Annotated in this window: 23 protein-coding genes and 1 tRNA gene; 19 read left to right on the top strand and 5 right to left on the bottom strand. The window is 63.9% G+C overall.

Annotation, left to right across the window (positions count from 1 at the left end; all coding sequences use genetic code 11):
• Positions 1 to 164: 164 nt before the first annotated feature.
• Both ABIE56_RS08510 and uvrA read right to left on the bottom strand, forming a co-directional pair.
• A complete protein-coding gene (locus tag ABIE56_RS08510) occupies positions 165 to 593 on the bottom strand; it encodes an acyl-CoA thioesterase (protein ID WP_429243372.1) in 429 nt (142 codons plus the stop codon).
• Complete coding sequence (uvrA, locus tag ABIE56_RS08505) at positions 590 to 3,547, bottom strand: excinuclease ABC subunit UvrA (protein ID WP_429243371.1); 2,958 nt, start codon at positions 3,545 to 3,547, stop codon at positions 590 to 592. The genes ABIE56_RS08510 and uvrA overlap by 4 nt, the downstream gene beginning before the upstream one ends.
• A 172-nt stretch (positions 3,548 to 3,719) precedes the next feature.
• Between uvrA and ABIE56_RS08500 the strand changes: the two genes are divergently transcribed.
• From ABIE56_RS08500 to ABIE56_RS08480, 5 genes are all read left to right on the top strand, one after another.
• On the top strand, positions 3,720 to 4,247 hold the full coding sequence (locus ABIE56_RS08500; protein WP_429243370.1) for a DUF2059 domain-containing protein: 528 nt from the start codon (positions 3,720 to 3,722) through the stop codon (positions 4,245 to 4,247).
• Positions 4,248 to 4,522: 275 nt separating this feature from the next.
• Complete coding sequence (gene rplU, locus ABIE56_RS08495; RefSeq protein ID WP_429243369.1) at positions 4,523 to 4,837, top strand: 50S ribosomal protein L21; 315 nt, start codon at positions 4,523 to 4,525, stop codon at positions 4,835 to 4,837.
• A 21-nt stretch (positions 4,838 to 4,858) separates the two neighbouring features.
• On the top strand, positions 4,859 to 5,116 hold the full coding sequence (rpmA, locus tag ABIE56_RS08490) for a 50S ribosomal protein L27 (RefSeq protein WP_036111438.1): 258 nt from the start codon (positions 4,859 to 4,861) through the stop codon (positions 5,114 to 5,116).
• A gap of 86 nt (positions 5,117 to 5,202) precedes the next feature.
• Positions 5,203 to 6,270, top strand: a complete 1,068-nt coding sequence (cgtA, locus tag ABIE56_RS08485; protein ID WP_429243368.1) for an Obg family GTPase CgtA — start codon at positions 5,203 to 5,205, stop codon at positions 6,268 to 6,270.
• A gap of 122 nt (positions 6,271 to 6,392) precedes the next feature.
• Complete coding sequence (locus ABIE56_RS08480; RefSeq protein ID WP_429243367.1) at positions 6,393 to 6,959, top strand: DUF3267 domain-containing protein; 567 nt, start codon at positions 6,393 to 6,395, stop codon at positions 6,957 to 6,959.
• Positions 6,960 to 7,046: 87 nt separating this feature from the next.
• On the opposite strand, the gene rpsT is transcribed toward ABIE56_RS08480, so the two are convergent.
• Complete coding sequence (gene rpsT, locus ABIE56_RS08475) at positions 7,047 to 7,310, bottom strand: 30S ribosomal protein S20 (RefSeq protein WP_090052307.1); 264 nt, start codon at positions 7,308 to 7,310, stop codon at positions 7,047 to 7,049.
• Between the two features lie 202 nt (positions 7,311 to 7,512).
• On the opposite strand from rpsT, the gene murJ reads away from it, so the two are divergent.
• From murJ to ABIE56_RS08445, 6 genes are all read left to right on the top strand, one after another.
• Positions 7,513 to 9,120 (top strand): murein biosynthesis integral membrane protein MurJ, encoded by a 1,608-nt coding sequence (murJ, locus tag ABIE56_RS08470; protein WP_429243366.1) that lies wholly within the window; start codon positions 7,513 to 7,515, stop codon positions 9,118 to 9,120.
• A 166-nt stretch (positions 9,121 to 9,286) separates the two neighbouring features.
• Positions 9,287 to 10,243: a bifunctional riboflavin kinase/FAD synthetase gene (locus ABIE56_RS08465; RefSeq protein WP_429243365.1), complete on the top strand. Its 957-nt coding sequence runs from the start codon at positions 9,287 to 9,289 to the stop codon at positions 10,241 to 10,243.
• A gap of 19 nt (positions 10,244 to 10,262) precedes the next feature.
• Entirely contained in the window at positions 10,263 to 13,121 is a 2,859-nt protein-coding gene (gene ileS / locus ABIE56_RS08460) for an isoleucine--tRNA ligase (protein ID WP_429243364.1), read from the top strand.
• Between the two features lie 90 nt (positions 13,122 to 13,211).
• Entirely contained in the window at positions 13,212 to 13,712 is a 501-nt protein-coding gene (lspA, locus tag ABIE56_RS08455) for a signal peptidase II (RefSeq protein WP_429243363.1), read from the top strand.
• 25 nt (positions 13,713 to 13,737) lie between these two features.
• Positions 13,738 to 14,679 (top strand): 4-hydroxy-3-methylbut-2-enyl diphosphate reductase, encoded by a 942-nt coding sequence (gene ispH / locus ABIE56_RS08450; RefSeq protein ID WP_429243362.1) that lies wholly within the window; start codon positions 13,738 to 13,740, stop codon positions 14,677 to 14,679.
• 43 nt (positions 14,680 to 14,722) lie between these two features.
• Positions 14,723 to 14,798: transfer RNA gene (locus ABIE56_RS08445), tRNA-Thr, on the top strand.
• Positions 14,799 to 14,927: 129 nt separating this feature from the next.
• Here the strand turns inward: ABIE56_RS08445 and ABIE56_RS08440 are convergent.
• The gene (locus ABIE56_RS08440; protein ID WP_429243361.1) at positions 14,928 to 15,323 is read right to left on the bottom strand and encodes a hypothetical protein; all 396 of its coding nucleotides are present in this window, start codon (positions 15,321 to 15,323) and stop codon (positions 14,928 to 14,930) included.
• A 172-nt stretch (positions 15,324 to 15,495) separates the two neighbouring features.
• Between ABIE56_RS08440 and ABIE56_RS08435 the strand changes: the two genes are divergently transcribed.
• Both ABIE56_RS08435 and ABIE56_RS08430 read left to right on the top strand, forming a co-directional pair.
• A complete protein-coding gene (locus tag ABIE56_RS08435) occupies positions 15,496 to 16,062 on the top strand; it encodes a GNAT family N-acetyltransferase (RefSeq protein ID WP_429243360.1) in 567 nt (188 codons plus the stop codon).
• A 136-nt stretch (positions 16,063 to 16,198) separates the two neighbouring features.
• The gene (locus tag ABIE56_RS08430) at positions 16,199 to 16,402 is read left to right on the top strand and encodes a hypothetical protein (protein ID WP_429243359.1); all 204 of its coding nucleotides are present in this window, start codon (positions 16,199 to 16,201) and stop codon (positions 16,400 to 16,402) included.
• A 1-nt stretch (position 16,403) separates the two neighbouring features.
• Here the strand turns inward: ABIE56_RS08430 and ABIE56_RS08425 are convergent, their stop codons facing one another.
• Entirely contained in the window at positions 16,404 to 16,667 is a 264-nt protein-coding gene (locus ABIE56_RS08425) for a hypothetical protein (protein WP_429243358.1), read from the bottom strand.
• Between the two features lie 192 nt (positions 16,668 to 16,859).
• On the opposite strand from ABIE56_RS08425, the gene pilV reads away from it, so the two are divergent.
• Genes pilV through ABIE56_RS08395 form a run of 6 tightly spaced genes read left to right on the top strand, consistent with a single transcriptional unit; the run spans position 16,860 to position 24,310 of the window.
• Complete coding sequence (pilV, locus tag ABIE56_RS08420) at positions 16,860 to 17,411, top strand: type IV pilus modification protein PilV (RefSeq protein ID WP_429243357.1); 552 nt, start codon at positions 16,860 to 16,862, stop codon at positions 17,409 to 17,411.
• Positions 17,408 to 18,718 carry a PilW family protein gene (locus ABIE56_RS08415; protein ID WP_429243356.1) on the top strand — a complete coding sequence of 437 codons (1,311 nt, stop codon included), beginning with the start codon at positions 17,408 to 17,410 and terminating at the stop codon, positions 18,716 to 18,718. Before pilV ends, ABIE56_RS08415 begins: the two co-directional genes overlap by 4 nt.
• A gap of 12 nt (positions 18,719 to 18,730) precedes the next feature.
• Complete coding sequence (locus ABIE56_RS08410) at positions 18,731 to 19,354, top strand: pilus assembly PilX family protein (protein ID WP_429243355.1); 624 nt, start codon at positions 18,731 to 18,733, stop codon at positions 19,352 to 19,354.
• 14 nt (positions 19,355 to 19,368) lie between these two features.
• On the top strand, positions 19,369 to 23,268 hold the full coding sequence (locus ABIE56_RS08405; RefSeq protein WP_429243354.1) for a pilus assembly protein: 3,900 nt from the start codon (positions 19,369 to 19,371) through the stop codon (positions 23,266 to 23,268).
• A gap of 2 nt (positions 23,269 to 23,270) precedes the next feature.
• Positions 23,271 to 23,699 (top strand): type IV pilin protein, encoded by a 429-nt coding sequence (locus ABIE56_RS08400; RefSeq protein WP_429243353.1) that lies wholly within the window; start codon positions 23,271 to 23,273, stop codon positions 23,697 to 23,699.
• A gap of 56 nt (positions 23,700 to 23,755) precedes the next feature.
• Positions 23,756 to 24,310, top strand: a complete 555-nt coding sequence (locus ABIE56_RS08395) for a GspH/FimT family pseudopilin (protein WP_429243352.1) — start codon at positions 23,756 to 23,758, stop codon at positions 24,308 to 24,310.
• Positions 24,311 to 24,317 lie beyond the last annotated feature (7 nt).

Genomic DNA, 24,317 nt, shown 5'->3' with positions numbered 1-24,317 from the left:
GCGCCCCGGCGTCCCCGCCCGCCGGGCTGCGGCGCCGCGGGCCGCGGCCCGGGCGGGGGGGGGGGGGGGGGCGCGCCCCCCCCCCCCGCCCCCCCCCCCCCCCCCCCCCCCCCCCCCCCCCCCGCTCCTACAAGGGGCGCTTTCGTCGCCCCGCAGGGCGAATATCAGCCCTTGGCCGCGTCGCGAACCGCCTGCGGCAGCGCCACGGGCCGGCCGGTCTTGGTATCGATCCACACCATGGTGACGCTGCCATCCGCGTGGATGCGGGTGGCGTCCTGGCTATCCACGATGCGGTGGCCCACGGTCATGGAGCTGCTGCCGATGCGGTTCACGTAAAGCTCGATCTGGATATCGGCCGGCCACTCGATCGGCAGTCGGTAGTTGATCTCGCTGTGCGCCATCACCGGCGCGGCTTCCGGGCTGTACCACGGATCCGGCAGGTTCATGAGCCACTTCAGGCGGGCTTCCTGCAGGTACACCAGGTAATTCGCATTGTTGACGTGGTTGTAGGCATCAAGGTCCTGCCAGCGCACGTCCATCGGCGTGATGAAGATGGGGTTCGGCGCGGGCGCCTGGGAAGCTTCGGTGCTCATGCGGTCTTTTTCTTCTTCGCGGCCGGTGCCGCCTTCGTGGTGGCTTTGGTGGTGGTTTTGCTCGCCGCCTTGGCGGGGGCTTTGGCCGGTGCCTTCTTTGCAGCCGGCTTTTCCTTCGCGGCGGGCGCGGGTGCCTTCAAGTGCGGCAGAAGGAACCGCCCGGTGTGCGATGCCTTCGTGTTGGCAACCGTCTCGGGCGTACCGCTGACCAGGATGCGGCCGCCGCCAGCACCACCCTCGGGGCCAAGATCCACCAGCCAGTCGGCGGTCTTGATCACATCGAGGTTGTGCTCGATCACGACCACGGTGTTGCCGTGGTTCACCAGGGTGTGCAGCACCTCAAGCAACTGCTCGATATCGTGGAAGTGCAGGCCAGTGGTCGGCTCATCCAGGATGTACAGCGTGTTGCCCGTATCGCGCTTGGACAGTTCCTTCGACAGCTTCACGCGCTGCGCTTCGCCGCCGGAGAGCGTCGTGGCGCTCTGGCCGAGCTTGATGTAATCCAGGCCCACCGCGCGCAACGTTTCCAGCTTGCGGGCGATCACCGGCACGTTCTCAAACAGCTTGAACGCATCTTCCACCGTCATGTCGAGCACATCGGCGATGGTGTGGCCCTTGTACAGCACTTCCAGCGTTTCGCGGTTGTAGCGCTTGCCGTGGCACACATCGCAAGGCACGTACACATCCGGCAGGAAGTGCATCTCCACCTTGATCATGCCATCGCCTTCGCACGCCTCGCAGCGGCCGCCGCGTACGTTGAAGCTGAAGCGACCCGGCGTGTAACCACGCGAGCGCGCTTCCGGCACCTGCGAGTACAGCTCGCGCAGGGGAGTGAACAGGCCGGTATACGTGGCCGGGTTCGAACGCGGCGTGCGCCCGATCGGCGACTGGTCGATATCGACCACCTTGTCGAACAGGTTCAGGCCTTCGATGGATTCGTAGGGCGCCGGCTGCTCGCTGGCGCCGTTCAATTCCATCGCGGCAATGCGGTAGAACGTATCGTTGACCAGCGTGGACTTGCCCGAGCCGGACACACCCGTCACGCAGGTGAACGTACCCACGGGGATGCGCAGGTCCACGTCCTTCAGGTTGTTGCCGGTGGCGCCCTTCAGTTCCACCCACTGGCCATCGATCGCCTGGCGGCGCTTTTCGGGCACCTTGATGCCGCGCTCGCCGCTCAGGTACTTGGCGGTGACCGAGGTGGGCGATTTCATCACCTGTTCCAGCGTGCCTTCGCCGACGATGGAGCCGCCGTGCACGCCCGCGCCCGGGCCGATATCGAGCAGGTAATCCGCAGCGCGGATCGCATCCTCGTCGTGCTCCACCACGATCACGGTGTTGCCCAGGTCGCGCAGGCGGGTGAGGGTGCCGAGCAGGCGCTCATTATCGCGCTGGTGCAGCCCGATCGAAGGCTCATCCAGCACGTACATGACGCCCACCAGGCCGGCACCGATCTGGCTGGCCAGGCGGATGCGCTGCGCCTCGCCACCCGAAAGCGAGTCCGCCTGGCGATCGAGCGTGAGGTAGTTGAGGCCCACGTCGTTCAGGAACGTCAGGCGCTCGCGGATTTCCTTGATGATCTTTACCGCGATCTCGCCGCGCCAGCCGCTGAGCTTCAGCGTGGCGAAGAAATCGAGCGCGTTGTCGATCGCCAGGCCGGTGATCTGCGGGATGGCCTTATCCGCCACGAACACGTTGCGAGCGGAAGGATTCAGGCGCTGGCCGCCGCAATCCGGGCACGGATGATCGGCGATGTAGCGCTGCATTTCCTCGCGCACCGCCGCAGATTCTGTTTCACGGTAGCGGCGTTCGAGGTTGTTGATGATGCCCTCGAACTTGTGCTCGCGGGTGACCTTGCCGCCGCGATCGGTGATGTAGCGGAACGGGATCAGATCCTTGCCCGAACCGTACAGCACGGCATTCTGTTGGGCCTTGCTGAGCTGGCGCCAGGGCGTTTCCGGATCGAAACCGTAGTGCTTGCCCAGCGAAATGATCATCTGGAAGTAGTACGCGTTGCGGCGATCCCAGCCACGGATGGCGCCGCCCGCGAGGCTGAGCTCGGGGTGGCCCACGACGCGCGCCGGATCGAACACCTGGGTCACGCCCAGGCCATCGCAGGTGGGGCAGGCGCCCACCGGCGAGTTGAACGAGAACAGGCGCGGCTCGAGCTCCGGCAGCGAGTAATCGCACATGGGGCAGGAGAAGCGCGATGAGAACAGCTGCTCATCCGCCTTCGCGTCATCCATGTCCACCAGGATGACGATGCCGTCGCCCAGGCGCAGGGCCGTTTCAAACGACTCAGCAAGGCGCTGCTTGATGTCGTCGCGCGGGCGGAAGCGGTCGATGACGGCTTCGATCGTGTGTTTCTGGCGCAGCGTGAGCGGCGGCACGGCGTCAAGGTCGTACACCTCGCCATCCACACGGGCACGGACGAAACCCTGTGCGCGCAGCTGCTCGAACACCTGGACGTGTTCGCCCTTGCGCTCACGAATGACCGGCGCAAGCAGCATCCAGCGCTTGTCGGCATCCAGCGCCAGGGCGCTATCCACCATCTGGCTGACCGTTTGCGCTTCGAGCGGGATCCCGTGGTTCGGGCAGCGTGGTGTGCCGACACGCGCGTAAAGCAGGCGCAGGTAGTCGTACACCTCGGTGATCGTACCGACGGTGGAGCGGGGGTTATGGGACGTCGACTTCTGCTCGATCGAGATGGCCGGGGAAAGGCCTTCGATCGTATCCACGTCCGGTTTTTCCATCATCGAGAGGAACTGGCGGGCATAAGCCGACAGCGACTCGACGTAGCGACGCTGGCCTTCGGCGTAGATGGTGTCGAAAGCCAGGGACGATTTACCGGAACCGGATAGCCCCGTAATGACAATGAGCTTGTCACGGGGCAGGTCGAGATCGATGTTCTTGAGATTGTGCGTGCGGGCGCCGCGGATGCGAATGCTGTCCATGTGCCGACAAAAATGGGGGAAGACGATGACTATACCAAGGGCGTCAAGCCTTCATTTCACATCGACTTTTGACGGTTCAGCACAAGCCTTGTGTCCGGATGGTCGCCACCCGGCTACCATGGCCCGGCCCCCGGGTTTGGGGCCCGTCTTTCCATTGTGAAGAGGACATACCATGCGTAAGTGGACAGGGATCGCTGCCGGCCTCGTGCTGGCGACGTGTGCGGCGGGGCAGGCCATGGCGGCGCCCCCGAGCGAGGCGCAGGTGCGCCAGCTTATGGATGCCGTGGGCATGGGCCGCATGCTCAGCCAGATGAACAGCCAGATGGCCGGGGTGATGGCCAGCGCGCTGCCTTGCGTGCCGGCCAGCTACTGGCAAGGCTTCGTGGATGCCAACGCTACCAACCAGCTGATCGGCCGCATGGTGCCGGTCTACCAGAAGCATTTCACGGCCGAGGATATCGACGGCCTGCTCAAGTTCTACAAATCGCCGCTGGGCCAGAAGGTGATCACCCAGATGCCGGCCACCATGGCCGAGGGCATGCAGGTGGGCAAGCAGTGGGGCCAGGAACGCGGCCAGCAGATGATCAGCCAGCTGCAGAGCCAGGGCACCCTGAACGCCCAGGGCCAGTGCCCGGCCACGGGTGCGGCGGCCAAGCCGGCCACCCCAGCCCCGGCTCCGGCGCCAGCCAAGAAGAAATAACCCGGCTTTGTGTAGGAGCGCGCTTGCGCGCGATCGGGCGCCACGGAAGGCGCCAAAACTCCAGGTTGTTGATATACTTAACTATTGACGGGGAGGGTGCGGTGCCCCCATCGCGCGCAAGCGCGCTCCTACGGGGCGTGCGGCGGAGCTGCCGGGGCCTTGGCGGCCGTACAACCACCTGATTGACCTTGCCTTTTCGGCTCCGCTATAATTCGCGGTTCGTAACACCCGCAACACCCTAAAAAGAACTACATAACCAGTAACAGGAATCCACCATGAGCTACGCAGTCATTAAGACCGGTGGCAAGCAGTACCGCGTGATGCAGGGCGAAGTCCTGCGCGTCGAGCTGCTCCCCGCCGAAGTCGATGCGACCTTTACGTTCGAGGAAGTTCTCCTCGTCGGCGAAGGCGAATCCATCACCGTTGGCGCCCCGCTGGTCGCCGGTGCCACCGTCAGCGCGAAGATCCGCGCCCACGGCCGTGCCGATAAGATCCGCATCATCAAGTTCCGCCGCCGCAAGCACTACAAGCGTCAGCAGGGCCACCGTCAGCATTACACCGAAATCGAGATCACGGGCATCAACGCCTGAGTCGCCGGAGGATATTGAGTCATGGCACATAAAAAAGGCGTAGGTTCCAGCCGTAACGGTCGCGATTCGAACCCGAAGTATCTCGGTGTGAAGATCTATGGCGGCCAGGCTGTTGAAGCCGGCAACATCATCGTTCGTCAGCGTGGCACCAAGTTCCACGCCGGCGTGGGCGTCGGCCTCGGCCGCGACCACACCCTGTTCGCGCTGGTTGATGGCACCGTTGCCTTCAAGACCCGCGGCGATAAGGGTCGCAAGTTCGTCGACGTCGTCCAGGCGTAATTCGCCCCGACGCGATAGCGAAGGCCCCGCCCCACGGCGGGGCTTTTCGTTTGTAAGGCCCCCGATTCACTGCCCAGGTTTTCCCCATGAAATTCGTCGACGAAGCACAGATTCGAGTCACGGCCGGTAGCGGCGGCAACGGCTGTGCCAGTTTTCGCCGCGAAAAATTCATCCCGTTCGGCGGCCCCGATGGTGGCGACGGCGGCGATGGCGGTTCGGTCTGGCTGGTAGCCGACGAAGGCCTGAACACGCTGGTCGATTTCCGCCACATGCGCCAGTTCAAGGCCCCGCGCGGCCAGAACGGCATGGGTAGCCAGATGTACGGCAAGGGCGGTGAGGACATTTTCATCCGCGTGCCGGTGGGTACGGTTGTCACCAACGTCGATACCGACGAAGTGATTGGCGACCTCACGGCCAACGGCCAGCGCCTGAAGGTGGCCGATGGCGGCCGTGGTGGCCTGGGCAACATCCATTTCAAGAGCTCGGTGAACCGTGCGCCGCGCAAGGCGACCCCGGGCACGCCGGGTGAAGTGCGCGACCTGAAGCTCGAACTGCGTCTGCTGGCCGATGTGGGCCTGCTGGGCTTCCCGAACGCCGGTAAGAGCACCTTTATCCGCGCGGTGTCGGCCGCTACGCCGCGTGTCGCCGATTACCCGTTCACCACGCTGCACCCGAACCTGGGTGTGGTGCGCATCGGTACCGACCAGAGCTTCGTGATCGCCGATATCCCGGGCATCATCGAGGGTGCTGCGGATGGCGCCGGCCTCGGCATCCAGTTCCTGCGCCACGTCTCGCGCACCAGCCTGCTGCTGCACGTGGTCGATATCCGCCCCATCGATGGTTCCGACCCGGTGGAGCAGGTGCAGGCGATCGAGCGCGAGCTGGCCAACTTCGATACCGAACTGGTCGATCGCCCGCGCTGGCTGGTCATCAACAAGATGGACGTGTTCGACGACGAGGAAGAGCTCGAGGCCACGGCCAACGACATCGTCAACCGTCTCGGCTGGACTGCGCCGTCGTTCCTCGTTTCGGCCGCAGGCCAGCAGGGCACTCGCGAAGTCTGCCTGCAGGTTCAGCAGTTCTTCGACGCCGAGCGCGCCGCCCGCAAGGCTGAGACCGAAGCGAGCGACGACGTCCGCATGCGCGGCGAATAAAGCGGCGATTCCTGGCGCGCCATCCTGCTTCTGTAGGAGCGCGCTTGCGCGCGATTGGCGCGACAGTAAATATGGAAATCCCCAGTCGCCCACACTCGACGAGGTCAAGGATGCGTTTCAGAATGGGGATGCCCCCGATCGTGGAGTGCCAGCTTTCCGAGAAAACGAAGCTGGTCACGGACTACTCGCGCGTACACGTCATTGCGATGATCATCGGTATCGTGATCGTAGGACCCGTGCTTTATCTCTCGTGGCGTTCACTGTGGCCGAACGCGATTGTGTTTGGCACATTCGACCAGCCCCCCGAGATTTTTATCCCCACCTTGCTGAGCGTGATCGTCATTCACGAACTGGTTCACTTGCTGTCGCACCCTTACGCTGGTTTTTCGAGCCAGTCGGTCGTGGGTGTGCTGCCCAAGAATTTCCTGTTCTATGCCAGCTACAACGGTGAGCAGTCCCGTGGAAGGCTGGCATGGACGCTGGTCGCGCCGATCGTGTTCCTTACGGTGCTGCCGTGGGCCATCTCGCCCTATGTGCCGGCGGCGGTGGTGCCTTTCCTGGCCACGCTGTCGATCATGAACGGACTGGCCGCCTCGGGCGATGTACTGCTTATCGTCAAGCTGTTCCGTGAGATTCCACGGGGCGCCCGCGTCCATGGCGAGTACTTCGGATTTCCGCCAGCCGCCTGAGCGGCTGCCCGATGGGGTGGAGTGCGGTGGGCAACAAAAAAGCCGGCTTGCGCCGGCTTTTTCGTGAACAGCGATGTCGCGCAGGCCTTAGGCCAGGTCGCGGATCTTCGCGTTCAGACGGCTCTTGTGGCGAGCGGCCTTGTTCTTGTGGATCAGGCCGCGGGCGGCGTAGCGATCCATGACCGGCACGGCGACGGCATAAGCGGAGGCAGCGGCTGCCTTATCCTTGGCGTCGATCGCCTTGACGACCTTCTTCAGTGCGGAACGCACCATGGAACGCGCGCTGACGTTGCGCAGCCGGCGCTGCTCCGACTGACGCGCACGCTTCTTCGCGGACTTGATGTTGGCCAAGGTAAAGCTCCAGTGTTCGGTGGGTTTTAAGAAAGACGCCCATTTTGCGGCCAAACTGGGGCTGCGTCAATAGGTTAGCCCCCGCGCGGGAGGCCGGGCGGGCAGGTGCCCCGGGGATTGCCCGGGAAAATCCAGAATGAGGACTGTCCCCCGCCTGCCTGCCTTTGTCAAACTAGCGGTTTACCGGCGGCCCCAGGTACGGATGAAAGCTCCCAGCCTCTTACGCAGCATGCTGTCCTTCAGCAGCATGACCATGGTTTCGCGCGTGCTCGGCCTGGTCCGCGACATGTCCATTGCCCACTCGTTCGGCGCCAACGCGGCTACCGACGCGTTTTTCGTCGCGTTCCGCATTCCGAACTTCATGCGCCGGCTGTTCGCCGAGGGCTCGTTTTCCACGGCTTTCGTGCCGGTGTTCACCGAGGTCAAGGAAACCCGTACCCACGCGGACCTGAAAGACCTGATGGCGCGGACCTCGGGCACCCTCGGCGGGGTGCTCTTGCTGGTCACGGCCATCGGTATCATCTTCGCGCCACAGGTCACGGCGCTGTTTTCACCCGGCGCGGTCAACGAGCCGGGGAAGTTCGATCTCACGGTGGACCTGCTCCGCCTGACCTTTCCCTTCCTGCTGTTCGTCTCGCTGACCGCCCTGAGCGGCGGCGCGCTGAATAGCTTCCATCGCTTTGGCCTGCCGGCGCTGACGCCGGTGATCCTCAACCTGTGCATGATTGCTGGCGCGCTTTGGCTGGCGCCCATGCTGCACACCCCGATCATGGCCATGGGCTGGGCGATCCTGGTGGCGGGCGTGCTCCAGCTGGCGTTCCAGCTTCCCGCGCTGCGCCAGCTCGATCTGCTGACCCTGCCGCGCTGGGGCTGGCAGTCGCCGGATGTGCGCCGGATCATGCGCCTGATGGTGCCGACCCTGTTTGGCTCCTCGGTGGCGCAGATCAATCTGCTGCTGGATACGATCATTGCTTCGCTGCTGATCGCCGGTTCGCAGAGCTGGCTCTCCCAGGCGGACCGCTTCCTGGAGCTTCCGCTGGGTGTGTTCGGCGTGGCCCTGGGCACGGTGATCCTGCCGTCGCTTTCCCGGCATCACGTGGCCAGCGATCGGGACGGTTTCTCCCGCGCCCTGGACTGGGGCTTGCGCACCACGCTGTTGATCGCCGTGCCGGCCATGTTCGCCCTGATGATCCTCTCGTTCCCGCTGGTGGCCACGATCTTCCAGAACGGCCGGTTCACAGCGTTCGATACGAAGATGGCCTCGCTTTCGATCACGGCACTCAGCTTTGGCCTGCCGGCCTTCGCCATGGTGAAGGTCGTGCTGCCGGCTTTCTACGCGCGCAAGGACACCCGGACCCCGGTACGGGCCGGCGTGGCCTCGCTGGTGTCGAACATGGTGCTGAACGTGCTGTGCCTGGCCTTGCTGGTGGCCCTGTGGGGTACGCCTGCCCAGAAGGAAGGCTCGTGGCTGCAGGCCATTGCGACCATTCCGGGTCTGCACATGGCCCTGGGTATGGCCAGCGCGATCGCCAGCTACATCAACCTCGGCCTGCTCTGGCGCTGGCTGGGCAAGGCGGGGGTGTATGAACGCCAGCCGGGCTGGCCCCGCCATATCCTCCGCCTCGCCGTTGCCTGTGCCGTGATGTCCGCCGTGCTGCTGGCCGGCCTGTATATCTGGCCGGAGTGGAGCGGGGTCGAAAAATGGACGCGGGTAGGGCGCCTGGCCGTGCTGGTTTGCGCCGGAGGCGGCTCGTACGTGGCGGCCTTGTTCGCGATGGGTTTCCGTCCGGGCGAGCTTCGCGCCCGCTAAGCCACCGCTCTTTGTAGGAGCGTGCTTGCACGCGATCGGGGTTGCCGCCAGTCCCATCGCGTGCAAGCACGCTCCTACAGGGGCTGGGCACGCATTGTGCGGCGCAATGGGGCCGCTATACTGGCCCGATGGCTTTTATTCCGCATCGACCCCAAGGCGGCCGCGCATGACGCTGCGACTCCATCGCGACGTGGATGGCGGCTGCCTCACGCCCCAGGGTAGCGTCGTCGCCATCGGTGCATTCGATGGCCTGCACCTGGGCCACCAGGCCATCCTTGCCCAGGTGCGCCAGCGCGCCGCGGACAAGGGGCTGGCCCCGGCTGTCATCAGCTTTGATCCGCTGCCGCGCGCCTTCTTTTCGAAGGAGCCGGTGCCGCGTTTGTCCGGCGTTCGCGAGAAGGCCGAAGGCATGTCCGCGGCGGGTATGGTTGAACTGCTTTCCCTGCGCTTCGACGAAGCCCTGACGAAGATGTCCGCCGAGGACTTCGTGCGCCAGGTCATCGTCGGTCGGCTCGCCGCCCGCGAGGTGTGGGTGGGTGAGGATTTCCGCTTCGGCCACCGCCGTGGCGGTGACTTTGCCTTGCTCCAGGCCATGGGTGCCGAACTGGGCTTCACGGCCCATGCCGTGGCCCCGGTGCTGGTCGATGGCGAGCGGGTTTCGTCGTCGAAGGTGCGCTCCCTGCTTGCCGAGAGCCGCTTTGCCGATGCCGCCGTGCTGCTGGGCCGTCCCTTCGTGATCGACGGCCACGTGGAGCACGGCAAGCAGCTTGGCCGCGAACTGGGCTACCCCACCGCCAACGTACACCTGCGCGACCGCGTCAGCCCCATCCAGGGCATTTTCGCGGTGCGCATTGGCGTTGGCGACGGCCCGTGCAGCTGGCCCGGCGTGGCTAGCCTGGGCTTTCGCCCCACGGTGAACGAAGTAAGCGAGCCCCTGCTCGAAGCCCATCTGTTCGATTTCTCCGGCGATCTCTACGGCCAGCGCATCGGCGTGGAGTTTGTGCGGAAGTTGCGCGATGAAGAAAAATTCGACGGCCTGGACGCCCTGACCGCACAGATGCGCCAGGACGAACGCGCCGCCCGGCAGGCCCTGGGGATGAACCCCATCCTTGCCGATGCATGACACACCACGGTTGCCAGCGATGACCCAGGATTACAAGAACACCATCAACCTGCCGCAGACGGAATTCCCGATGCGCGGCGACCTGCCCAAGCGCGAGCCGAACTGGCTTGCCGGCTGGGAGCGTGTCGGCCGTTACCAGCAGATCCAGGAAAAGACCGCCGGGCGCGACAAGGTGTTCGTGCTGCACGACGGCCCGCCGTATGCGAACGGCGCGATCCACCTTGGCCACGCCGTGAACAAGGTGCTGAAGGATGTCATCGTCAAATCCAAGCTGATCGCCGGCTACCGCGCACCGTATGTGCCGGGCTGGGATTGCCATGGCCTGCCGATCGAAATCGCTATCGAGAAGAAGTTCGGCAAGGCGGGCGACAAGCTCGACGCTGCCGCCTTCCGCCAGAAGTGCCGCGAATACGCCCTGGCGCAGATCGACCTGCAGCGTACCGACTTCAAGCGCCTTGGCGTGCTGGGTGATTGGGAGCGGCCGTACCGCACGCTCGATTTCACCTACGAAGCCGACATGATCCGCGCGCTCGCGCGCATCGTCGATAACGGCCACGTCGTGCGCGGCGCCAAGCCGGTGTACTGGTGCTTCGATTGCGGCTCGGCCCTGGCCGAAGCCGAGATCGAGTACGCCGACAAGACCTCGCCGGCGGTGGACGTGGCGTACGACGCCGTGTACCCGAAGGAAATGGGCGCCGAGTTTGGCGTCGAGGTTGGCGATGCGATCGTCGCCGTGCCGATCTGGACCACCACCCCGTGGACGCTTCCGTCCAGCCAGGCGGTATCGCTGGGTGGCGAAATCGAATATGCGCTCGTCGAGGGGCCAGCCCGTGATGGCAAGCGCGTGTTGCTCGTCGTCGCCTCCGCACTCGCTGAAAAGGCACTCGCACGCTACGGCGTGGAGGGTGTGAACGTGCTCGGCCGCAAGCAGGGTGCCGCGCTGGAAAACCAGCAGCTAAAGCATCCGTTCTACGACAAGCACGTGCCCATCATCCTCGGCGACCACGTGTCGGATGAGGACGGTACCGGTGCCGTGCACACCGCGCCTGACCACGGCGCGGAAGACTTTGCCGTGGGCCAGCAGTACGGCATCGGCACGTTGAATTATGTGGATGGCCGCGGGGTGTACCGCAGCGATCTGCCGCTGGCGGGCGATGTCACGTTTGCCGGCATGCACATCTGGAAGGGTAACGACGCCATCGTCGACCTGCTGCGTTCGCGTGGCGTGCTGCTCGCCTTCGCCAAGCTTACCCATAGCTACCCGCATTGCTGGCGCCACAAGACCCCGGTGATCTACCGCGCCACACCGCAGTGGTTCATCGGCATGGAAACGGCCGGGCTGCGCGAGACGGCGCTGACCTCGATCAAGTCCGTGCGCTGGGTGCCGGGCTGGGGCGAAGAGCGCATCCGTGGCATGGTCGAAGGCCGCCCGGACTGGTGCATCTCGCGCCAGCGCACCTGGGGCGTGCCCATCACGCTGTTCGTCGACAAGAACACGCACGAGCCGCACCCGGATTCCGTCGCACTGATGGAAAAGGTGGCGCAGAAGGTCGCCCACGAAGGCATCGATAGCTGGTTCACGCTCGATCCGCGCGAGCTGATCGGCGATGAGACCGACAAGTACGAGAAGGTGACCGACGTCCTCGACGTGTGGTTCGATTCCGGCGTGAGCCACTTCGCGGTCGTGGGCCAGCGCCCCGAACTGCAGGCCGGCGGCGCCAGCGAATACAAGGTGATGTACCTGGAAGGCTCCGACCAGCACCGCGGTTGGTTCCAGTCGTCGCTGCTCACCTCGGCTGCCATCCACGGGCGCGCGCCGTACGACCATGTGCTTACCCACGGTTTCACCGTGGATGCGCAGGGCCGCAAGATGTCCAAGTCGCTGGGCAACGGTATCGAGCCGCAGGACATCATGAAGACCCTGGGTGCAGACATCCTGCGCCTGTGGATCTGCTCCACCGATTACCGCAACGAGATGTCGCTGTCGGATGAGATCCTGAAGCGCGTAGCGGATACGTACCGCCGCATCCGCAACACGGCACGCTTCCTGCTCGGCAACCTGGATGGCTTCGATCCGGACAAGCACCTGCTGGCCACGGATGCCTGCCTGCCGCTTGACCAGTGGGCCGTGCGGCAGGCTGCCGATACGCAGGCGGCGATCGTTGCCGCGTATGAGCGCTATGACTTCCCGGAAATCGTCCAGCGCGTGCAGAACTTCTGCACCAACGAGCTGGGCGCGCTGTACCTGGATGTCACCAAGGACCGCCTGTACACCATGCCGACGGAGAGCCGCGGCCGGCGCAGCGCGCAGAGCGCGATGTACCGCATCGCCGAGGCGATGGTGCGCTGGATCGCGCCGATGCTGAGCTTCACCGCGGAAGAGATCTGGCAGCACCTGCCGGGCTCGCGCAGTGAATCGGTGCTGTTCGAGACCTTCTATGAAGGCCTTGAGGTGCGCCAGGATGCCGAGACCCGCGCGTGGTGGGGCAAGCTCCTCGCCATCCGTGAGACCGCTTCGCGGGTGCTCGAGGGCATGCGTAAGGCCGGCCAGATCGGCGCCTCGCTCGATGCCACGATCACGCTGCACGCAGATGTGGCCACCCAGTCGGCCCTCGCCGAGTCGTCGGAGGAGTTGCGCTTCTTCTTCATCACTTCTGACGTCGCTCTGGCAACGCTCGATGGCCGCCCGGCCACGGCGGAGAAGGTAGAGCTGGAAGAGGGTGAGGTGTACGTTTCGGCGGCTGTCACCGACTGGGCCAAGTGCGTCCGTTGCTGGCAGCACCGCCCGGATGTCGGCCACGACCCGGAGCATCCGGAGGCTTGCGCCCGCTGCGTGGAGAATGTGACCGGCCCGGGCGAAGACCGCCGCTGGTTCTAAGCCTCAAACCCTGTTGGGGCGCGTTTACCCCCTCTTCGGGGGGCAAGCGCGCCCCAACAGGGGCAGACCCTCTATTGATTGGCTTCCTGCATGACTAACCGCCCCCGCCCCAATGCTTTGGCCTGGCTCTGGCTCACCCTCGGCCTGATGGTGGCCGACCAGCTGACCAAGTGGTGGGCGCTGGTGGCCCTGCAGCCCGCCGAGACGCCACATCCGGTCATTCCGGGGTTCCTGTACTGGACGCTCACGTTCAATACCGGCGCCGCGTTCAGTTTCCTGGCAGATAGCGCGGGCTGGCAGCGCTGGTTCTTTGCCGTGCTGGCGGTGGGCATCAGCGCCATCCTGGCGGCCTGGCTTGCCCGCACCCCCCGCGGCGACTGGCGCACCGCCGCACCGCTTGCCATGATCATCGCTGGCGCGCTGGGCAATCTCATCGATCGCGTACACGCGGCCAAGGTCACGGATTTCATCCAGGTGTACCTGGGCAGCTATCCGTTCCCGGTATTCAATGTGGCCGACTGCGCCATTTCCGTGGGTGCGGCCGGGCTCATCGTGTTCAGCTTGTTCACGCCCACCCCGAAGAAAGCCTGACCCCGGCCGTGCGATAATCCAGGGCATGGATATCCTTCTTGCCAACCCCCGCGGGTTCTGTGCTGGCGTCGATCGCGCCATCGCCATCGTGGAGCGTGCGCTCGAGTCGTACGGTGCGCCCATCTACGTCCGCCACGAAGTGGTGCACAACCGGTACGTCGTCGAGCGCCTGCGCGCCGATGGCGCCGTGTTCGTGGAAGAGCTCGACGAAGTGCCGGATAACTCCACCGTTATCTTCAGCGCCCACGGCGTACCGAAGGCAGTGCGCGAGGAAGCCGACCGCCGTGGCCTGCGCGTTTTCGATGCCACGTGCCCGCTGGTGACCAAGGTGCACATGGAGGTGGCCCGCCTGGGCCGCGCCGGTCACGACGTGATCCTGATCGGTCATGCCGGCCACCCTGAGGTGGAAGGCACCATGGGCCAGTGGAACCGGGCCAACGCCGGCAACATCTATCTCGTGGAATCGGTCGAGGATGTCGAGGAGCTCGTGCCGGTGCAGCCGGACAAGCTCGCCTTCGTCACCCAGACCACGCTCTCGGTGGATGACACCATCGCCATCATCAAGGCCCTGCGCGCCAAGTTCCTGTCCATCGAAGGCCCGCGCAAGGACGACATCTGCTACGCCACGCAGAACCGCCAGGATGCCGTGCGCCGCCTGGCCGATGCGGTCGACCTGGTGCTGGTGGTCGGCTCGGTGAACAGCTCCAATTCCAACCGCCTGCGCGAGCTGGCGGAAAAGCAGGGCGTGCCGTCCTACCTGATCGATGGCGCCGAGCATATCGAGCAGGCCTGGATTGAAGGCAAGGCCCGTATCGGTGTCACGGCGGGCGCATCGGCCCCTGAGAAGCTCGTGAAGGAAGTGATCGCCCGCCTGCAGTCGTGGGGCGCGGGCTCCGTGCAGGAACTGGATGGCGAAGCCGAGAGCATCACCTTCGCCTTGCCCAAAGAACTGCGCCTGGCGTCCTGAGGTCTTGCACAGGGGGCTAAGGTCCCCTAGAATTCCGCGTCTCGCCGGAATAGCTCAGTTGGTAGAGCGCGTCATTCGTAATGATGAGGTCGTAGGTTCGATTCCTATTTCCGGCACCACTTTGCTTCCCCGATTGCCCGGCGCGGTCGCGGAAGACACGAAGAAACCCGCTCACGCGGGTTTTTTTTTTGCCTGTCGCGCAGGTCTTGTGTAGGAGCGCGCTCGCGCGCGATCCCGGCGCAGCCGGCTCACGCCGCCAGGCGCGCCCCTTCGGCCAGATACCGCAGCCCAATCGACAGCGCCATGTCGTAGCCCGCCGCCGCGTTACCCGGCACGACCACGCTGACCAGCGCCGGGTGCCCGGGGGCCAGGACGGATGCATCGCTTTCGCGGCTGTCATCGTGGACTTCGATGTACGGGACGGGCAGGGCGCTCAGTGCGTCGCGCAAGCCCGCGACATGGCAGGCGGGCACGCTATCCGCATCCACATCCAGCAGGATGAGTTCTGCGTTGTTGCCGCAGCGAAGGCAATGGCCAAGCTCGCTGAAATCCCGGCATGGCCGCCAGCTCAGGTCGATACCGGCCGACTGCGCACGCTCCCACAACCGGCACATGGCGGCATCCGCCAGGGGGGCTGCCGGCATGTCATTTCGTGGGCCAGTGATCACAAGGATCGACATCGTCAGGTGTTCCCTCGGGAAGGTGGCGCCAGTATCTTCGCCGCTAACGTAAAAATGCTGCCCGGTAAGGGCGCTTTTCGGGTAACGCCTGCGTAAAAGGTTGCGCGGCGGGGGCCCCAACGATCGCGAGGAACGCATGAACGCAACGCGGGATATAAACATTGAAACGGCGCGCCTGCGCCTGGATCGGCTGGATCCGGCCGATGCACCCCGGCTGTTCGCCTACCGCGGGGACGATGCGGTAGCCCGATACCAGGGGTGGAAGCCCGCGAACCTAGGTGAGGCGGAAGCCTTTATCGCCGACCAACTTACGCTTCCGTTCGGAACCCGGGATGCGTGGTGCCAGCTCGCCGTGCGCGAGCGCGCCAGCGGTGAGCTCGTCGGCGACCTTGGAATCCATTTCCCGGCTTCCACCAGCGATGCCATCGAGTTTGGCGTCTCCCTGCGGCCTGACCGGCAGGGCAATGGGTACGCCCGCGAAGCCATGGCCGCCATGCTCGATCTCGCGTTCGGTGAGTGGAGCTACCGCCGTACCGTGGGGTCGGTGGACCCCCGGAACGTGGCCAGCATCGCCTTGCTGCGCTCGCTGGGGTTCCGCCAGGAAGCTCACCATGTGGAGAGCTATTTCTTCCGGGGTGAGTGGGTGGATGACGTGATCTACGCCATGCTCGACCGGGAATGGCGGCAACAGGCTGAACGCTGAGCGTATTTTTGCCTTAAATGCGCATGGCGCGGGCCGAGCGAAACACAGAGGCTTCATGACGCAGGGGCCATAAAAAGCGCTTAGCCGGCAAGGATGGGCAGCCTCCCGGTGCAGCCTTCCCACGCATGGAACCGCCATGGACCACCCAGTGCACCATTACAGGGGCCACGAGATCCTTTGCAGCCTGACCGGCTATACGGTGATGAAGGGCGGCGCTGAAGTACTCAACATCGGTACGGCGGACGCGAACGCGCCCCTGGCGGACTGCGCCTCGGTGGATCATTTGCTCGAGCACGCCAGGCGAGCCATTGATCGCCTGATCGGGGACGCCGGGTCCTGATTCAGGCCGCGCTGGCCAGCCGGGCCATGGTTGCGGCGCTTGGCGGCGCCAGATGTGCGAGCGCGGGCGCCGGTATGTAGCGCCAGTCGGTGAGCCTGCGTGGCAGCTTTGCGTTGGGCTGGTCCTCACGCAAACCGTGCACGGCCTCCTCGGCGGTGTCGAAGCGGCCCAGTTCCTGCCCATCGCAAAGCGCCCGCCAGCGGTGACCATGGCGGACGATGCGGAAGAGCGCCTGGGGGCTCGAATGGACGTATTGGGCTTGCACGGGGCACTGCTCCTGCCTGACCGGTGAATTGTCACTGGCGCACCGTGACCGCCGTGTTATCCGGCGACGACGGCGATGTGTCAGGGGAGGGCTACCGCTTATCGGGAAAGTCTGACCGCACGTCGGCGGACGCTGGTGTTCGCCTGTGCTTTGGATAATTTAAAGGCGTCCGAAAGGGGTAGGGGAACCAGCGTGACCGAATCGAAGACGCCGCGCGGCCAGCGCGGTGCGTCGCTTATCGAAGTCTTGATGGCCGTGCTGATCTTCAGCATCGGCCTGATTGGCGTGGCTGGGTTGTTAATCGTCGCGACCAAGTCCAACCACACGGCTTACGTCCGAACCCAGGTCGCCTTCCTCGCGAACAACATGGCGGACCGCATGCGTGCGAATCCCTATGGGCTGTGGGGCCTGAAATACAACGGTACGTACCCGCTTGCGTCGGGCACCGATCCCGTCTGCGACGGGGCTAACCCCTGCGATCCGAACAAGGTGGCGCTGCGCGACCAGCTGCAGTGGGGCCAGATGTTGAAGGACACGGTGCCGGGCTTGGGAACGACCACGATCACCTGTGTCAACACCGGCCTGAGCTACAACCCGTCGAGCCAGATTGGCATGCGCCCGCCGTACGGCGGCTCCTGCAAGATGATCATCACCTGGGCCGAACGCGGCATTACGGGTAACGACGACCGCACGGTGGATTCCGCCGACGGCCTGCAATCCTTTACCTGGGTGTTCCAGCCATGAGTTCGATGACTTCTTCCCGGTCGGTACGCGGCGTGACGCTGGTCGAGCTGATGGTCGCCATGTTGCTCGGCTTGCTGGTATCCGCGGGCGTCATCAGCGTCTTTATGTCCATGTCCAGCAGCAACAGCGCGCAGACCCAGATGGCGCGCCTGCAGGAGGAGGGCCGGTTCGCGGTTCAGCGACTGACCGATGATCTCAACATGGTCAACGCGCAGTACTGCAGCAGCACGGGCGGCGTCGCCAACACCACCAGCAGCGGCGTCTTTCTCGATGGCTTGCGTACGCCCATGGTTTACGCGAAGACATTCTCCCCCCTGCACAACACCACGCCGTGGGGTTCGCCGTATCCAGCCGAGCCTGCTGAGCCGTATCCGCTTCCGTCGTTCTTCTTCATGCGCGGCTACGATTGCAACACCGCGACCTGCACGCCCACCGCACCGACTGAAGTCCCGGCGATGGGCACCGATATCGGTAACCGTGTGCTGGGCGCGGCTGTGCTTACCGTGCGCTACCTGGATTCGGCCCAGGGCTGGGCGCTCGGCGGTGCGAGCACCATGACCTCTGTGAACGGCGAGATCACCGATGTCAGCATTTCGCCGGCCACGGGCGAGCCGCCCCTTACCGATTTCAAGGCGGGTGACCTCGGCATGGTGGCCGATTGCTCCAATGCCACCGTGTTCGCCGTGACCGGCAACGGCAACTTCAAGCCCGACGCCGGCAACAACCTTGCCGTGCCGCGTGCCGTTCGCCTCACCGACCAGGCCGCACCCAAGTTCTTCGATTTCACTCGTGCCTTCCGTACGGTGACTTACTACCTGCAGGTCGTAAGCAACGACGGCACTGCCAACGGGACGAAGACCGGCGCGCTCATGCGTTGCGATAACGACAACACCGATCCGTGCCAGGAGATCGCCCGCGGCGTCGAGCGCATGGATTTCCGCTACGCGGTGGAGGATGCCAACGGCATGGTCCGCTACCTCACGGCGAACGAGGTGGATACGGCAACGGCGGGAAGCGGTTCGCTGGCATGCCCCCCGGGCGCTGCGAAACAGCTGACGCCGGATGCCGGGTGCCTGTGGCGTGCCGTCAAGGCAGTGGAGCTGCATCTTCTGATGGATGGCCAGAAGCCTCTGTACACGCTGCTTGAGCCCGACCTGGCGCATTCATACCGCCCGGACGGCATCACGACGCCGGCGGCTCCCTCGTCGTCGGGTTTCGCCGTTAAGCCATCCGACCAGGGCTTTGACGATCACATGATGCGCCGCGAGTTCAACGTGCTCGTGATGATGCGTAACTACAACCCTTAAAGGTAACGCGCCATGGCTACGCCCCTTACTTCGTACAACCCCCGGCAGCAACGCGGCGTCGTGCTGGTGGTGTCGCTGATCTTCCTGTTGCTGGTGACCCTGCTTGCCGTCGCGGCGTCGGGCACGTCATTGATGCAGGAGCGCCTTGCCGGCGGTTTGCGCAATTCCCAGCTGGCAGAATGGTCTGCCGAGTCGGCGCTGCGCGGTGCCGAATGGCGCCTGTGGCGTGCCAGCGGCGATCCGTCGACGCTGATGAAATGCACCCAGGGTGCCCTGAGCGACTGCATCTCGTACAACGCGGCATCGCCCAGCACGGTAGCGGCGGACTTTCGTTCGAATGGGGGCTGGTTCACGACGGGTGGTACCGAATACATCTCGACCGGCGACAAGTTCACCGACGAATCAGCTGACAACAGCTTCAAGCTGGCGCACAACCCGTACTACCTCATTGAAGACCTGGGCCGTGAAGTGCCGCAGGGCGCAGGCCTGCAGCGCGAGTCGGGTTCCACCGGCGGCACCGGCACGGGCTATACCAGCACCAACCGGCACATTTATCGCGTGACCGCGCGCGGTGTGGGTAACAGCGAAAACGCTGTGCGTGTCCTCGAAACCACCTTTGCCGCCAAGTCGGACTGAGGAACGGACCTACCATGATCAAGCATTCGTCCCATCTGCAGGCCCTTGCCGCGGCGTTGCTGTTGACGCTCTCTGGCGGCGTACTGGGAGCCGCCGCGCCGGCCACCCCCAACACCATCGACCTGAGCGCGACGCCGCCCGACCTTACCCTGGCGGTGGCGCCCAACCTCATCCTGACCTACGACGACTCGGGCAGCATGTCGGTGTCGTACGTGCCAGGTATCCTCGGCGATGGCGATCCGCAGTACGGCCTCAACGCTGGATATATCAAGGATCCGGCGTCGGGCGGGAAGATGTGTACCTGGTATGGTGTCACCGGCACGGGCACCACCGCTTTCAAGGATCCGATTCCTGGCATACACCCGTGGGCGTTCTCCGCTGCGGTGAACACGCTCTATTATGATCCCAACGTTACCTACACGCCGCCAAGGAAAATCGATGGAACGGCGATGCCGGATTCGAAATACACGGCTGCCTGGAACGACGGTATCGCGGCGAACTCGGGCGGGTCGACAGCGGCACGCGATCTAAGCACCGCGTATCAGGTGTCGTGGTCTGGAAGCACGCCTCGCCCCGATGTTATTCGGAATGCGGCTGCCGCGAGTGCATCGACCACCTGCGCAGCGGCGGCACGTATTACCGACACAAAAAATGCCGACTACAATCTTTCGATTGGGTACATGCCGTTTCCCACGGGCGCCTCGCGTGCGTTCTACTATGTACTGAAGAGTGGCGTTGACGCTAGTAACACCGCCAATCTCTACAAGCCGGCCAACTACACGGCTGTCGACGTCGGTGCGCTTACGGCTACGCAGCAGACAAATTTTGCGAACTGGTATTCTTATTACCGCAGTCGCAATTTGGCAGCACGAACCAGCGTATCTCGTGCGTTCCAGGCGATTCCGAGCAATATTCGTATCCAGTGGCAGCGGCTTAACACGAGCGGCCTTGCGAACAGTGCGATCCTTAAATCGCTTTCAGACGCCACGCAGCGAACAAAGTTCTTCACCTTTCTTTACGCATCGGCCCCAAGTGGCGGCACGCCTACCCGAGGCGCCACCGAGCGCGTCATGCGCTACCTCGGTCCAGGCAATGCCAACAACAATGATAACGATCCGTACTATGACAGCTTCTACAAGAAGGAGCTGACCTGCCGTCGCAACTACCACCTGCTGGTGACCGATGGTGGCTGGAAAGACGACTTTACGGCAGGTTCCACTAAGAACGGCGTCACGACGCCCGATAAGTATTTCACCCTGAATTCGGTCGCCAACGCAGCGACGGCAGCACCTAACCAGAACGCTGATCAGGCCGCCATTACGTTGCCGGATGGGCGCAAGTACGATCCGACATCCAAGGTGGCTACAATCTTCGGAAGCGGCCCTGATCAGACCGGCCGTCCGGGCTTCGCCGATCAGGCCTTCTATTACTGGGCAACACCGCTGCGCACGTTCGCGAAGAACAATGTGGTGCCCTATATCCCCGACAAGACCACCGGTATCACCGGGGATCCGGTAACGACTGCTATCGGTAACGATCCCACGAAGTTGCCTGATGAGGTTTACTTCAACCCGGCGAATGACCCAGCGACCTGGCCCCACCTGACCCAGTTCATCGTGGCATTTGGCCTGGGCGGCAGCCTTAACTTCCCGGGTGACCTCAAGGCGCTTCGGCAGGGCACCAAGGTGTGGACGGCGTGGGACTCTGCAGCTGCGATGAACGAGCTGCAGGACGTTCCGGAGAAGGCGGACGATACCTGGCACGCAGCGATCAATAGTCGTGGTGGCTTGTTCAGCGCAAACAATCCGCAGCAGTTGATCGACCAGTTGTTGGCGGTGATCAACAGTATCGTGACTCGCGAAACAGCGCCGGTGGCCAGCGCGCTCAACACGGCCGTGCTTGGCGTGAATGCTGTCACCTACGTCACGGGCTTCAACAGCACGGATTACTCGGGCTCGGTCGTCGCAAAGAGCGTGGACGGGAGCGGTAACGTAGGTGCGGTGCTGTGGGATGCGGCTGCACTTCTCGATGCGCGAGCGCCCAGTGATCGTGTCATCCTTACTTCCGCATTCAACAGCAGCAATAAGCTTGTAGGTACGGCCTTCACCTGGAGTGACACGAGCGATCTCGGCGTCAACCTGAAAGCCGTGGACTCCCGTTACACCTCCGATGGCAACGCGCAGAAGCGTACGGACTACCTGCGTGGGTTACGCACGGATGAGAACACGACCTTCCGCGCACGCGGCTCGGTTGTCGGCGCGATCATCGATTCGCAGGCCGTGTACGTGGCGTATCCTGCTGCGGGTTACTCCGATTCCTGGCCGGCGAGTGATCCGGAATCTGCTACGGATTCGTCCAAGAAGCCGTTGTATAGCTACACCGCGTTTGCAAACACCTGGGCGAAACGTGCGCCAACGCTGTATGTCGGTGCGAATGACGGCATGCTCCACGCGTTCGATGCCACGCTGGCTAGCGATAAGTACACCGGCGCTGCCTCCGACACGGTGGATCGTGCGCCGTCGCCCGGCAAGGAGCGGTGGGCCTACATTCCCAATGCTGTGTTCAACCACCTCTACGATTTGACGGTGGTGAACAACTACAAATTCATCCCCACGGTCGATGCCACCCCGGTGGTCCGTGATGTCTTCTTCTCGTCGGGTACGCAGGGCTGGCATTCGATCCTGATCGGCGGCCTGCGTATGGGTGGTCGCGGTGTTTACGCGCTTGATATCACCGATCCGTCCGCGACCGAAGCGGGTGCGTCAAGCAAGGTGCTTTGGGAGTTCAACAGCTCCGTGGCCTCCACGACGGCGGGGAATCCGGCAAACCTGGGTTATACCTACGGCCGTCCGAACGTGGGCCGCCTCGCGAACAAGAAGTGGGTGGTGCTGATCCCCAGCGGTTACTTCCCGACCGGAACCGACTGCACAGCGGTCCCAGCGGCGTGCAATACGACGAGCTCGCTGTTTGTCGTCGACGCACAAACCGGTGCGCTGATCAAAGAACTCAAAACCCCGGCAGGAACGACGAGCTACGGCCTGGCGTCTCCCGTGCTTGGCGATTACAACAGTGATCAGGTGGATGATGTTGCCTTTGCCGGCGACTTGCAGGGGCAGTTGTGGCGTTTTGACTTAACTAACGCCGATCCCACCAAGTGGACGGTCGATCTGGCGTACCAGCCTTCGACCGACCATCTCGGCAAGCGTCCGATTACCGTCATGCCGCGCCTGTTCGCCGACCCGAACAGCCAGAACTTCATCGTTGTCTTCGGTACGGGTAAGTACCTGGGGGGGAGCGATAACACGATTGACTCCACGACTCCGGTGCAGGGCGTTTACGGCATTCGTGAAGCCGGCAAGACAGGCCAGGCCGCCGTCCAGGAGGGCTCGCTGATCCAGCAAAAGATGACCGAAGTCGATCAGATCCGCGGGCTGACCACGAAAGCGGTGCCGCTGGTCGATGCGAACAACAAGGCCGTGGGTGGCTGGTACTTCGACCTGGTCGTTACGGATTCGAATAACAACGTGACCGACGCCGGCGAGCGCGTTGTGGTTGATCCCACGGCTCTGTTCGACAGCGGCCGCGCCATCATCACGACGCTGATCCCGACGGGTAGCGATCCGTGCGAACCAGACCGCCAGGGCGCAGTGCTCGTGGTTGATGCGGCGACGGGTGGTGCTGGTGCTGGTGTCGGTTTCGGTGACATCAAGAATTGGCCGAGCGATTTCTCTCAGGCCGGTGCCCGCGTGACCAACGTCCCGACCAACGGCCAGCTGCCTGCGGCGTCGCAGGTCGGTGGCGGCCAGATCTACCTGCCGGGTATCTCGCTCTCAAAGAGCGGAGCGACGTTTGGCTTCGGCGATGCGATCTGGCGCCGTCGCTCGTGGCGCGTGCTGAACAACGGGAACAACTGATCATGCGTATGAACAGGGGGCACGGCGGGCAGGGCGGTTTCACCCTGCTCGAACTGATGATCGTGGTCACGGTGATCGCGATTCTTACGGCCATAGCGGTTTCGTCCTATAACCGCTATGCCTTTCGCGCTCGACGTGCGGATGCGCAGAGCATGCTGATGCGGGTGGCGACGGCGCAGGAACGCTATTACGCGACGTACAATAAATACGCGACATCGGTGACGGGCGACCTGAAGTTCGGCGCTGATACGACCGACAACGGTTATTACAAGATCACCCTTGCAGCCATTAAGGACATCTCCACCGATTACATCGCCACGGCGACACCTCAGGTGGGGCAGGCCAAGGATGTGTGTGCCAACCTGACAATCAATTCGCTTGGCATCAAGTCGCAGAGCGGCCAGGACAACGTTAACGGGAGGTGCTGGTGAAACTGTCCTTGCCCATGCGTGCCCATGCCACAGCCGGTCTCTCAATGGTTGAGCTGATGATAACGATCGCTGTCCTGGCCATATTGTTGGCCGTGGCGGTACCGTCCCTACGGACAGCGATGCGCCGCGGCTATGTCTCGAACACGACCAATGCGCTCGCGGGCGATCTGACCTACGCGCGCGCGGAAGCGGCGGGTCGGCACAAGTACGTATCCATCTGCCGTTCGTCTGATGCGGCTACGTGTGCTGGCGGGACCTCAAAATCGTACGCCACGGGATGGCTGATCTACGCGTACGACGGCGGCAGCACGGGCCCGAACCAGGCGTATAGCACCACGGCGACGCCAGCACATGCCTTGCTGCGGGCCTCGAAAGGGGATAGCCGTACAACGCTGGCGGCGACCGATGAGAAGGTCCTCACCTTCAACCAGAGCGGCCTGCCGGTAGCGAATAGTGGGCGCACCGCAGAGAGTTTCAGGGTTTGCGTGCTCAACAAGGCCGGGGATGGTGGCGAAAGCACCGTGGAGATTCCAGGTCGGACGGTGTCGCTCAACGCCTCGGGCGGTGTTTCGATCGCTGAGCTCGCGCCGGCCACGGCCTGCACCCTCTAGCGCCCAG

Origin of the sequence: Luteibacter sp. 621 (assembly GCF_050435445.1) — a bacterium.
Classification (GTDB): Bacteria; Pseudomonadota; Gammaproteobacteria; order Xanthomonadales; family Rhodanobacteraceae; genus Luteibacter.
This window is presented reverse-complemented; position numbering and strand designations above follow the sequence as displayed.

What these genes read in the sequence shown, in the direction of transcription:
- ABIE56_RS08510 (WP_429243372.1), bottom strand. Translation starts at nt 593, where the DNA reads ATGAGCACCGAAGCTTCCCAGGCGCCCGCGCCGAACCCCATCTTCATC.
- uvrA (WP_429243371.1), bottom strand. Translation starts at nt 3,547, where the DNA reads ATGGACAGCATTCGCATCCGCGGCGCCCGCACGCACAATCTCAAGAAC.
- ABIE56_RS08500 (WP_429243370.1), top strand. Translation starts at nt 3,720, where the DNA reads ATGCGTAAGTGGACAGGGATCGCTGCCGGCCTCGTGCTGGCGACGTGT.
- rplU (WP_429243369.1), top strand. Translation starts at nt 4,523, where the DNA reads ATGAGCTACGCAGTCATTAAGACCGGTGGCAAGCAGTACCGCGTGATG.
- rpmA (WP_036111438.1), top strand. Translation starts at nt 4,859, where the DNA reads ATGGCACATAAAAAAGGCGTAGGTTCCAGCCGTAACGGTCGCGATTCG.
- cgtA (WP_429243368.1), top strand. Translation starts at nt 5,203, where the DNA reads ATGAAATTCGTCGACGAAGCACAGATTCGAGTCACGGCCGGTAGCGGC.
- ABIE56_RS08480 (WP_429243367.1), top strand. Translation starts at nt 6,393, where the DNA reads ATGGGGATGCCCCCGATCGTGGAGTGCCAGCTTTCCGAGAAAACGAAG.
- murJ (WP_429243366.1), top strand. Translation starts at nt 7,513, where the DNA reads ATGAAAGCTCCCAGCCTCTTACGCAGCATGCTGTCCTTCAGCAGCATG.
- ABIE56_RS08465 (WP_429243365.1), top strand. Translation starts at nt 9,287, where the DNA reads ATGACGCTGCGACTCCATCGCGACGTGGATGGCGGCTGCCTCACGCCC.
- ileS (WP_429243364.1), top strand. Translation starts at nt 10,263, where the DNA reads ATGACCCAGGATTACAAGAACACCATCAACCTGCCGCAGACGGAATTC.
- lspA (WP_429243363.1), top strand. Translation starts at nt 13,212, where the DNA reads ATGACTAACCGCCCCCGCCCCAATGCTTTGGCCTGGCTCTGGCTCACC.
- ispH (WP_429243362.1), top strand. Translation starts at nt 13,738, where the DNA reads ATGGATATCCTTCTTGCCAACCCCCGCGGGTTCTGTGCTGGCGTCGAT.
- ABIE56_RS08440 (WP_429243361.1), bottom strand. Translation starts at nt 15,323, where the DNA reads ATGCCGGCAGCCCCCCTGGCGGATGCCGCCATGTGCCGGTTGTGGGAG.
- ABIE56_RS08435 (WP_429243360.1), top strand. Translation starts at nt 15,496, where the DNA reads ATGAACGCAACGCGGGATATAAACATTGAAACGGCGCGCCTGCGCCTG.
- ABIE56_RS08430 (WP_429243359.1), top strand. Translation starts at nt 16,199, where the DNA reads ATGGACCACCCAGTGCACCATTACAGGGGCCACGAGATCCTTTGCAGC.
- ABIE56_RS08415 (WP_429243356.1), top strand. Translation starts at nt 17,408, where the DNA reads ATGAGTTCGATGACTTCTTCCCGGTCGGTACGCGGCGTGACGCTGGTC.
- ABIE56_RS08410 (WP_429243355.1), top strand. Translation starts at nt 18,731, where the DNA reads ATGGCTACGCCCCTTACTTCGTACAACCCCCGGCAGCAACGCGGCGTC.
- ABIE56_RS08405 (WP_429243354.1), top strand. Translation starts at nt 19,369, where the DNA reads ATGATCAAGCATTCGTCCCATCTGCAGGCCCTTGCCGCGGCGTTGCTG.
- ABIE56_RS08400 (WP_429243353.1), top strand. Translation starts at nt 23,271, where the DNA reads ATGCGTATGAACAGGGGGCACGGCGGGCAGGGCGGTTTCACCCTGCTC.
- ABIE56_RS08395 (WP_429243352.1), top strand. Translation starts at nt 23,756, where the DNA reads ATGATAACGATCGCTGTCCTGGCCATATTGTTGGCCGTGGCGGTACCG.